This is a genomic window from Devosia insulae DS-56 (assembly GCF_000970465.2).
Taxonomy (GTDB): Bacteria; Pseudomonadota; Alphaproteobacteria; order Rhizobiales; family Devosiaceae; genus Devosia_A; species Devosia_A insulae.
Window position 1 is genome coordinate 1 of record NZ_LAJE02000238.1, and the last position, 10,128, is coordinate 10,128.

General features: G+C 66.8%; 7 protein-coding genes. 1 reads left to right on the forward strand and 6 read right to left on the reverse strand.

The window, feature by feature from the left end; translation table 11 throughout:
• Positions 1-48 precede the first annotated feature (48 nt).
• The 4 genes from VW23_RS17125 to VW23_RS17140 form a co-directional block, all read right to left on the reverse strand.
• Positions 49-4,671 carry a DUF11 domain-containing protein gene (locus VW23_RS17125; RefSeq protein ID WP_069910764.1) on the reverse strand — a complete coding sequence of 1,541 codons (4,623 nt, stop codon included), beginning with the start codon at positions 4,669-4,671 and terminating at the stop codon, positions 49-51.
• Between the two features lie 145 nt (positions 4,672-4,816).
• The gene (locus tag VW23_RS17130) at positions 4,817-5,173 is read right to left on the reverse strand and encodes a hypothetical protein (protein WP_069910765.1); all 357 of its coding nucleotides are present in this window, start codon (positions 5,171-5,173) and stop codon (positions 4,817-4,819) included.
• Positions 5,174-5,232: 59 nt separating this feature from the next.
• Positions 5,233-6,666: a DHA2 family efflux MFS transporter permease subunit gene (locus tag VW23_RS17135; RefSeq protein WP_069910766.1), complete on the reverse strand. Its 1,434-nt coding sequence runs from the start codon at positions 6,664-6,666 to the stop codon at positions 5,233-5,235.
• 136 nt (positions 6,667-6,802) lie between these two features.
• Positions 6,803-7,372, reverse strand: coding sequence for a TetR/AcrR family transcriptional regulator (locus tag VW23_RS17140; protein ID WP_069910767.1), 570 nt, complete (start codon positions 7,370-7,372; stop codon positions 6,803-6,805).
• A gap of 115 nt (positions 7,373-7,487) precedes the next feature.
• Here VW23_RS17140 and VW23_RS17145 point away from each other — a divergent pair, with 115 nt between their 5' ends.
• Positions 7,488-7,823 carry a hypothetical protein gene (locus VW23_RS17145; RefSeq protein ID WP_069910768.1) on the forward strand — a complete coding sequence of 112 codons (336 nt, stop codon included), beginning with the start codon at positions 7,488-7,490 and terminating at the stop codon, positions 7,821-7,823.
• An 8-nt stretch (positions 7,824-7,831) separates the two neighbouring features.
• Here VW23_RS17145 and VW23_RS17150 read toward each other — a convergent pair whose 3' ends face one another.
• Together VW23_RS17150 and VW23_RS17155 are read right to left on the reverse strand one after the other, a co-directional pair.
• On the reverse strand, positions 7,832-8,761 hold the full coding sequence (locus VW23_RS17150) for a hypothetical protein (RefSeq protein WP_069910769.1): 930 nt from the start codon (positions 8,759-8,761) through the stop codon (positions 7,832-7,834).
• A 6-nt stretch (positions 8,762-8,767) separates the two neighbouring features.
• Positions 8,768-10,006, reverse strand: coding sequence for an AGE family epimerase/isomerase (locus tag VW23_RS17155; protein ID WP_069910770.1), 1,239 nt, complete (start codon positions 10,004-10,006; stop codon positions 8,768-8,770).
• Positions 10,007-10,128 lie beyond the last annotated feature (122 nt).

Consider the following 10,128-nt stretch of genomic DNA (forward strand, 5'->3'; position numbering starts at 1 on the left):
GTATCTTCCCGCACCGGCGGTCGCAGACGAAGGCGTAACAAAGACAGGTCAGTTGATGGTTGGGAGCTTGGGCCGCAAGGGCTGGAGCTCCAGGATCTGCCCTGCCGTGCAAGCGCCCGGTTTGCCGGTCAGCGGCGGGATGCAGACGCATTGACCGCGGCGCAACCGACTGTCGTCCGGACAGGCCGGGGTCTGTTCTTCGACGACATCCGCCTGGCACTTTCCGGGGCTGCCGCTGGTGCCGGGCAGGCAGACGCACTGACCACGACGCAGGCGGCTATCGTCGGGGCAACTCGGCTCCTCGATCACCTCGGGCCGGCAATTGCCGGGCTTGCCGAGCGTACCCGGCAGGCAGACGCATTCACCGCGGCGCAGCCGGCTGTCATCAGGGCAGACCGGCTCGATCACTTCGGGCCGGCAATTGCCCGGCTTGCCGAGCGTGCCCGGCAGGCAGACGCATTCACCACGGCGCAGGCGGCTGTCATCAGGGCAGATCGGCTCGACCACTTCGGGTCGGCAATTGCCCGGCTTGCCGAGCGTGCCCGGCAGGCAGACGCATTCACCACGACGCAGGCGGCTGTCGTCGGGGCAAGTCGGTTCCTCGACCACATCCGGCCGGCATTTGCCGGGGTTGCCGTGCGTGCCGGGCTTGCAGACGCACTCGCCATTGACCAGCCGGCTGTCGCGGAAATCGCAGCTTGGTGTCGACTGGTTGGGCTCGCACTCGCCCGGATCGCCATGGGTGCCCTTGTCACAGACGCAGGCGCCGGCATCGGTCAGGTGGCTGTCGGCCGGGCATTTCGGCGCGGTCGGGCGCGGCTTGGCGCATTGCTTGCCGTTCCATTGCGTGCCCGCTTCGCAGCAGCCGCCATTCGGCATCACTTGCTTGACCGGACATTGCTCGGCCTCGGGCTCGGGCTCAGCGCCAGGTCGGCAGACACTGGCCGGCAGCTGGGCGGCGGCCGAGGCGGTATACTGCACCCCCTCGTCGCTATGCAGCACGGCGGCCGAGATCGACGCATTCACCGTGTTGACGATGTTGCACTGACCCGCCACCGCCACCTCCGTTGGGATGTGGATGGTGATCGTCATCTCGGTGTACTTGCCCACCGGGATGGTCTTGAACGTCGACGAGCAGTGCATGTCGTTGTCGGTGGTCGGGACGCACGTCCAGTTGCTGGAGGAGACAAAGCTCGTGCCGTCCGGCAGCAATTCGTCGACTTCGACCGTGCCGACATAGGGGTCGGGTCCGGTCGAGGTAGCCCTGACGGTGAACGTCGCGTCATAGCCGTCACCGGCCTTGACGGTCTTGATCGCCGTCTTCGTCAGCTTGAGGCTCGGCGGGTCGCAATACACCGCGACCGGGCCAGGCCCGAGATTGATGAACAGCTGCGGCACTTTCTGGGTGGCCTGGGCCAGGTAGCCCGGGTCGCCGCCGGAAGCCGGATTGGTGATCAGCACGGTGTTGATCACGTTGCAGTCGGCCAGCGTCACGCTGTTGGGATTGACCGTCGTCGTTGCCTGGAAGGTCCAGTTCGAGAGCGACGGCAACGCCGCCGGACGGGTGCAGAGCCACTGATCGACCCCCGCGGGAACGCACGCGGCGCCCGAGAAGGTTGTCGGCTTGTCGTTGAAGTCCCGCACCTGGATCGGTCCGGGCTGCGGGCCACCGCCATAGTTGAAGACGGTGATGTCGAAGTCGCAGAGCCAGTTCTCGCTGGAGGGATCCGACGCACAGCCCGTGGCGGTCTTCTGGATGTTGAGCTTGGGCGCGCCCGGTGCGAAGCAGGCCGGGTTGGGCAGGGCCTGGCCGACCGTGTCCGAGTCGTTGCCGCCGGGATTCATCGGCGAGCCCGGATTCGGCGCGAGGATCGACAGGTTGTTGGTCACCGAGCAGACGCCCGGCCCGTCGGGAATGAAGGTGTGGAATGGCACGACGATCGGCGTGCCGGGGTTGACCCCCACTGCTCCCGGCGGCGTACAGGTGGTGACCGCCGCCCCGGTGCAGAACGGGTACATCAGGGTGAGGAAATTGGTGGTCACCCCCGCCGAACTATCAACGAAGGACAGCGGCCCCAGATAGGGATCGGTGCCGACATTGCTGATCGTCATCCGCCATTGGCAGAGATAGCCGTTCACCCCGTAGAAGAAGGGCGAGCAGCCGAGCGCGGTCTTCTGCATCTCGAGGTCGGTATTCAACGCCGGCCCGGCACAGGCTGGATCCGGGATCGGCGCGGTAACCGCGTCGAAGTCGTTGCCGGCCAATAGGTTGGTCGGCGAGCCGCCGGCGGGTGCGCTGATATTGGCCTTGTTATCGAGGCCGCAGAGCGCCGGCAGGATGCCCTTGGGGACATGCGAGGTCACGAGGAACCCCGAGGTCCAGCCGGGCGGCACGTTGACCGGTGGCGCGACGATATTGCAGGTCAGCACCGGGCCGGCCTGCACGCAGGCCCAGGGCCCGAGCGTCGTCGTCGGCGCATTGAGGCCCAGCGTGTCGGTGACGGTGATCGGCCCGGAATAGTTGCCCGGCCCGGCATTCTGCACCAGCACCACATAGGAGCAGTTCCAGGTCGCGCCGGCGTCGGCACAACTCGGCGCCGCGATCTTTTCGAGCACCAGGTCACTGCCGGTTGCCGCGAAGCAACCGGGCGCCTTGATGCCCGCCACGCCGATGTTGAAATCGTCGCTCGGATCGTCGTCATTGCCCCAGAACCAGTCGAGCTCTGCCGCGTTGGCGAGGTGGCAATAGTTGACCAGCGCCTTGGGCAGCTTCACCACCTCATGCAGCACCACCCCGTCGCCGGGATAGAGCAGAACCGGGCCGGTGACGCACTGATAGGCCGTCGGTCCGGTCGGGCCGCACGACCATGGCGGCTGCGGCCAGAAGCTCATGCTGGCGCCCGGATTGTTGGCCGGCAGGTGGTCGTCGACCACCACCGGACCCCAATAGGGCACGCTGCCGGTGTTCTCGACCCGGATGGTGAAGTTGCACCACCAGTCGGCGCCGCCATCGACGCAGAAGAACGGCTTGGCCCATTTCTCCAGCGTCAGGTTGCTGAATTCATCCGGCTCAACCGGTTCGTCCTCGTCCGGCTCATAGCTTGGCGGTAGGTAATCCGGCGGCGGGAAGGCCGGCGGCGGGACATAGGTCTCGGGCGCGCTCTCGCAGACCTGCCAGATGGCAACAGCGCCGACATGGCCCTGTGCGGTGGCCTGGTCGTCGTCAGTGTTGCCGTCGTAATCGGCAAAGAAGGACAGTGTTGGTGGGTCGTTCTGCGGCCGCACCAGCGCCGCGGCATTGCCTTGCAGGCCATGCACCTGGGTCGGCGGATCGAGCGGTGCATCAACGTTCAGGTTGTCGCGCAGCGCATCGCCGGTCGACCAGAGATAGGCGCTGCAGGCGCCGCTGAGCGTGCCGGCTTCGTCGTCGAAATCCGGACCGAGCGCAATACCGCCAGAGGCATTGATGCCCTCGGGCGCCATACCGATGGCGTAGCTGTCGGGCGTTTCCACCCAGGTGCCCGGCGTCGTCGGATCATCCGGGAACTCGCGCTCGTAGCGCACCACCGACGAGGTCAGCGGCGCGGCGAACACCGAATAGTCGTAGCTGCCCACCTGGGCGCCACGCTGGGCAAGGATCATCCGGCCCTGCGGATCGAAGACGATGCTGGCGATTTCATTGCTCGAGGGCAGGTCGGCGATATCGAGTTCCCAGCGCGCCGTGCCGAAACTGCCATCGGCATTGATGCGCACCGACCAGATTTGGGCGGCAGCGGCGTAGTAGAGCCGTCCTCCATTGATGGCGAGCCCGAACACCCGGCGCTCCGGCTGGGTGAAGCCCCATGTCGCGGGATCCTCGCTGTTGAACGCCGGATCGGTGATCGACATGGTGCTGCCGTCGTCGGCGACCGCCTCGAGCTCGTGCGTCGGTCGTCCGGCGACGCCATGGTCGAAGGTGTCGGTGATGACGCCGTCCGCCGCCAGCCGGTAGACGAGGCCGGTATCGAGGTCGGAAACGAAGAACTGCGCGCTGGCCGGGTCGAACACCAGGTTGCCGAGCCCCGCGCCGCTATTGGCCGCGATGGTGGTGAACAGCGAGATCTCGCCGGTGCTGCCATCGACTTTCCAGATGCTGCCGGGATAGCCCGCCGTTCCGCCGGCGGTGCCCCACTGGCCCGCCATGAACGCCGCCCCGGGCGCGCCGAGCTTGCTGCGCACCGGATTGCCATCGGCATCCGGCACCACGATGTTGAGGCCGAAGGCCGAGGTGGCGGCGAGGTAGATATTGGGCGCTGCGGCGCCGCTGAATTCGGGCGCATCGTCGAGCGCTACGCCGAAGGTCTGCCCGACATCGGCTGCACTCGCCGAGAATATCGGTTCGGCCGGGATCAGCTGACCGGCCGGCGGTCCGTCCGGCTGCAGCTGCTGGATCACCATCGAGCGGCCGGCGGGATCGATGAAAGTGTAGTCGAGCGGCTCGCCGCTGGCCGGGGGTGTTTCCGGCGGGATAACGCCCGAGAAGCCCGTGATCACAGGCTCGCCAGGGGCAAAGATCGCCTCGTCCGCCGCCAGGGCAAACGATGTCAGCAATGCTATGGAAACAATGACAGTCGCGACAAACGCGCCGACGAACTGACCCCGGATGGTCCGCAGACCGAAATACGACGCCATGGCCTCTCCTCGCCATTAACGCCCCTAAGCTCACGCGTCCCCTTCGCGTGCACTCCGCCCGAAACCAATACCACACCGTCGCGCCGACAGCACGGCTAATCTTGTGCCGGCGGCAAACTATGCTGCCACCGGCCTTCCGATGACTTCAGTCGCGGTGATTCTTGAAGATCTTCAGCACCACAACAACCGCCGAGAGCGCAATGGCGATGCCTATCGCCGGGTGCAGCATCGAGGACATGCTGGCCTCAGGATCGGTGCGTAGCAGGTACTGCACCAACGGGATGGCATAGAGCAGGGCAGTGAGCCCGCTCCACCAGCGCAGCGCCCGGACGCGCTTGTCGGTCCAGGTGCCCCAGAGCAGCAGCGCGATTGGCACGGCGGCGATGAAGGCCCAGCCGGTCAGCACCAGCACCGGGGCGGCGATGGCCGACCAGGTGACGTAGCGCGGCGCAAGCTTGTGCGATCTGTCCTTGCGCGGGGCGGTGAAGTTGTCGGTGGTCATATCGGGTACTCCTTGGTTGGGGGAAGGGCACCGGCGCAGCGTCGCGCCGGTGCTGGGTTTCACTTGCGGATGGCGAAGGCGGCGATCAGTGCGGCCAGCAGGGCCAGCCCGGCGGCGCCGAGATAGGCGGCCGAGTAGCCCCCGGCGAGCGCGGTGATCTCGTCCGCGCCAGGGGCGCCGAGGCTGTCCGTGAGGGTCGTCGCCAGCGTGAACAGCACGGCGAGGCCGAGCGCTCCGCCGATCTGCTGGCTGGTGTTGACCAGCCCGCTGGCGAGCCCGCTGTCGGCCTCGCTGACGCCCTGCACCGCGAGTTCGGTGCCGGCGATGAAGGCTCCGCCCAGCCCGGCGCCGATGATGATCGTCGGGCCCAACAGGTGCAGCACGAAATCCGCGCCGACCGGCGCCAGCGCCAGCCAGACGAGGCCGATTGCGAGGCCGACCAGCGACACCGCCAGCGTCGGCGCCGAACCGGCTTTCGCCATCACCGGCGGCAATGCTCCGGCGGTGACGATCAGCGCCAGCGCCAACGGCACCTGGGTCAGGCCGGTGAGCATCGCGTCATAGCCGAGGACGTTCTGCATATGCAGCGAGAGGACGAAGAACAGCCCGACCACCGCGCCGCCGATCAGCAGCACCACGAGGTTCCCCAGTGTCACCGCCCGGTTGGCAAAGATCGAGAACGACACCAGCGGGTCGCGCGAGCGGAGCTCGATCACGGTAAAGAGCCCGAGCAGCACCACACCCGCTGCCGCGAGGCCGAGAGTGATCGGCGACAGGAAGCCGACCTCGAGCACCATCGAGAACGCCGCCACCAGCGCCACCACGCCGAGCGTGATGGTGATCGCACCCCAGAGGTCGAGCCGCGCCCGGCTCTGCGCCACGTCGCGGCTCAGCAGCACCGGGATGGCGGCGAGCACCACAAGCCCCACCGGCACGTTGATGAAGAAGATCGCCGACCAGCCGATGCTGGCGGTCAGCACGCCGCCCAGCAGCACCCCGGCAACACTGCCGAGCCCGGCCACGGCGCCCCAGATGCCGAGCGCCTTGGTTCGCCCGTCGGTCACCGGAAACAGCTGCATCAGCAGTGCCAGCGCCGCCGGCGCCAGCGGTGCCGCTGACGCGCCCTGCACCGCTCGCGCCGTCAGCAGCATCGGCCCATTGATCGACAACCCGGCGAGGAGCGACGCGGCGATGAAGCCGAACACCCCGGCAAGGAACACCCGGCGGTGCCCGTAGCGATCGGCCAGCCGCCCGCCCAGCATCAGCAGCCCGCCGAACGGCAGCACGTAAGCGGTGATCACCCAGGTGAGGAGGTTATGGTCGAGCCCCAGCCCGGCCCCGAGGCTGGGCAGCGCGATGTTGACGATCGAGGCATCCAGCACCACGAGGAACTGCGCCAGCGCCAGGATGGTGAGCGCCAGCCAGCGATTGTGGCTGCGCGCGGTCGGTGGTGCTGCCTCGGCAGCGGTTGCGGTGACGGTGACGGTGGTCATTGCTGTTCTCCTGCAATAGAGTGACTAGTCACTCACTAGTTGGTTTCAAGAAATGGCGCCTTTGTCCCGCGCTTGAGCGGGTGGGGGCGCCACGATGGACGTCGTCATAAATCGCCAGCCGGGTATCCCAGCCGGATCAGATGGCCGGCACGTGCCGAATGCCGCGCGCCACCAGGCGGGCCCAGTCCTCACCGAGCTCGTCGATATCGGTGGTGGTGATCAGGTGGCAGAGCTGGCCGAAGGCGATGAAGCGCTGCACCGCCTCGTCGCTGGCGCCGGTGCGTTGCTTCACATAGGTGACGATCCGCTTGAGCCCGCCTCGCATGGTGGCGCGGATCGCCGGCACATCCGAGGCACTCTGCGCGTGCACCTGGATCATCAGGATGCTGCGGTCGGCAATCAGGCTCGCATAGCCGTCACCCATCGCATAGAGGATCGCATCGGCGTCGCCACTGCTGACCGTCCGGGCGCTCTTTTCCAGCGTCTCCTCGATGCGGGTGAAGCAGCGCTCCACCGCGGCAATGAACAGCTCCTCCTTGGTGGGGAACAGCTTGAACACGTAGGCCTGGCTGATCCCGGCCCGGACGGCGACTGCCGTCACCGGCGTCGCCTGAAACCCCGCATCCGCAAACGCCAGCAGCGCCGCCTCGACAATGGCTTCTCTACGGGTGTCCGCATCGGACAGGTTGGTACGTATGTGTTTCATGGTGAGTGAGTGACTACTCACTAGTCAGAAGCATGTCAATGGCCAAACAATCTCCGAGCCCTTGGCATCGAAACCGCCTCTCCGGCCGTTAGGCCATCTCCAAGAGGGTGCCCCCATGTCCAGCAACGACATCGCCGACCGCCTGAACCACTTCGGCAGGAATATCGAACGATGGCGCACCGAAGCCGCGCGCCTGACCCTGCTCGCCGCCCAGGCGCGGGAACAGAAGCCCGACGAAGCGCAACTGGTCCATCTCGAAGAGACGGCAACCGCCGTCTATGCCGACATCACCGAGTTTCAGCGCACCGTCGACGAAATCGCCACCACCAGCCCCGCTGCCGCCGCGCAGCTCGCGCCGGTCAGCGATGCCATCCACCTGGTGCTGCTGGAGATCACCGAGCTGGGGATCAAGCTCTACAGTTCCCACACCGAGTTGCCCGAAGTGACCTGACTTCGCCTTCAGGCGCCATCGCGGTGGACGAACATCGCGTGCGCCAGGTCATCCGAAGGCGGGGCCAGGGCGCCGACCTCGAGGAGCTGGTCGCGCACCGCCCAGATGAACTCATGCCCGTACACCACCGGCAGTTCGGCTGCTGACAGCCCCACGCCGAGACGCTCGAGTTCCGTCGCCAGTCTCGGTTGGCCGACCAGCCGGTGGGCAACGGTTGTCGCAATGTCGCGGCAGGCAGCGGCAAGCCGCGCCGGCGTCGCTGGCCCCAGCACCGGCAGGCGGATGCCGGCCAGCACCAGCTCGGCGCCGTTGCTGTCGGGCCGGTCGAGCGCCGCCCGCACCTCCGCAGTGGCAGCAAAGCCCCGCAGCGCCTCGAGGTTGTAGTCTTCCCACACCATTACCAATGTTCCGCGCTTTCCGCGCAGCTCATTGGTGCCGCCGGTCCGCTCTGGCTTGGGATAGATCGCCCAGAATGCTCCGTTCCACAACGGCCGCTCGGCGCTGAGGCTGGTGTCGGGCAATGCGGTGATCGTCCGGACGACGTCCCAGGTCAGTCCATCGAGCACGTGGCCGAAGACGACGGCATGGACGTGGCCCGCAAACCCCGCCGCAGCGAGGCCCCGGCTCACATCCCGGACCCGGGTCTCGACCTCGCGCACGATCGCGGCAGCTTCCGAGCGCGCCCGTTGCCGCAGCAGTTGCGAGGCCTCGGTCCCGAGCGTCGGAAAACTCGTCCGGATCAGCTCGCCATCCCGCCGCACCAGGCCGTAGCGCTCGAGCAGCGCCAGTCGTGCCTTGTCCACTTCCGCCGACGGCACGCCGCCGATCAGCCGATAGAGCAGCACGCCGTTGTCGCGTACCACGCGATGCGGCGTTTCCTTGGCGCCCAGGCAGAAACAGTGGAGGCTCCACTGCGCCAGGTCGTGTGGCTCGCTCACCGCCGGTTACTTGGCGGAAATCTCCGCCAGGATCCCCTTGGTCAGGCTGCCGGTCGCCGGATAGAGCGGGATCAGGCAGGCCTGCAGCGCGTGGTAGATATCGCCCTTGCCGCCGAACAGAGTGTAGCTCGGCTTCAGGTCCTCGGTCAGCTGCTCGTGCCAGCCGCCATTTTGCTCGTCGATGAACGAACTCGCGATCACGTCCCAGATGTGGCGGTACCACTCCTCGTGGAAGGCGCTCGGCCGGTGCTCGCAGAGGAACGCCGCGGCGCCAACCCCTTCGGAGGCAGGCCACCAGAGCTTGTCGCGCAGATCCGGCTTGTCGTTCCAGTCGAGGTTGTAGAAGAACCCGCCCTTCTGCTTGTCCCACCCGAGCGCGATCGACTGGGCAAACAAAGCTTCGGCCGCATCGGGCATCCAGGCGTGCTTTTTGCCGCCCAACGCCCAGAGCTGCAGCACCAGGCGCGACCATTCCAGCCAGTGGCCCGGCGTCGTGCCGGGCGGCCGGAACATCTGGTCGCCCAGATACCCCTTGTCGACCTGCCAGTTGCCATCAAAGTGCTCGGCCACGCGAAAACCGTTCTCGCCGGCCTTGCGCCGGATGATCAGGTCGGCGATCCGCTCCGCCTTGTCGAGATAGCGGCGCTCGCCTGTCGCCTCGAACGCTGCCATCAGCGCCTCGGTCAGGTGCATGTTGGAGTTCTGCCCGTGATAGGGCGCGATCACCGACCAGTCGGCATTGAACTCTTCGGCAATGGCGCCGTGCTGCTCTTCCCAGAACCTGGTCTCGAGGATTTCGGTCACGTCGGCCAGCATTTTGTCGGCCAGGGGGTGCCCGACCAGCTTGGCGCTCGATGAGGCGAGCAGCACGAAGGCATGGCCATAGCCCTGCTTCCGCCCGTCGCGCGGCCCGTTATCGTCCACCGTCCAGAAATAGCCGCCGGCCTTTGCATCGCGATGCCGCTCCCACAGGAACTTCATGCCGTGGTCGACGATCAGGTCCGAGCCCGGTCGGCCGAGCAGGCTGCCGATGGCGAAGCAATGCACCATGCGGGCCGTCGAGTGGATGCCGCGTACTGGGTTGGCGACATTCAGCGGCTTGCCGGTCGGATCGAGGTCGAAGAATCCGCCCTTCGGGTTGAAGGCCTGACTCTGGAAGAACCCGAACAGCGCGTCGGCCTGCTCCAAGAGCCAGCGCCGGTGATAGCTACGGTTGCGCCAGGGTTGGGTGGTCGTCGCCGGCATGTTCAGCTCCCTCGATTTGGTGCGCCAGTTCTACCCAGCGGGCAACGCAGCGTCGAGGGCTACCATACGAGTATCAGGCTATCGGCTAGCACCAGCAGTGAGCTCCCCTCCCCCTTGAGGGG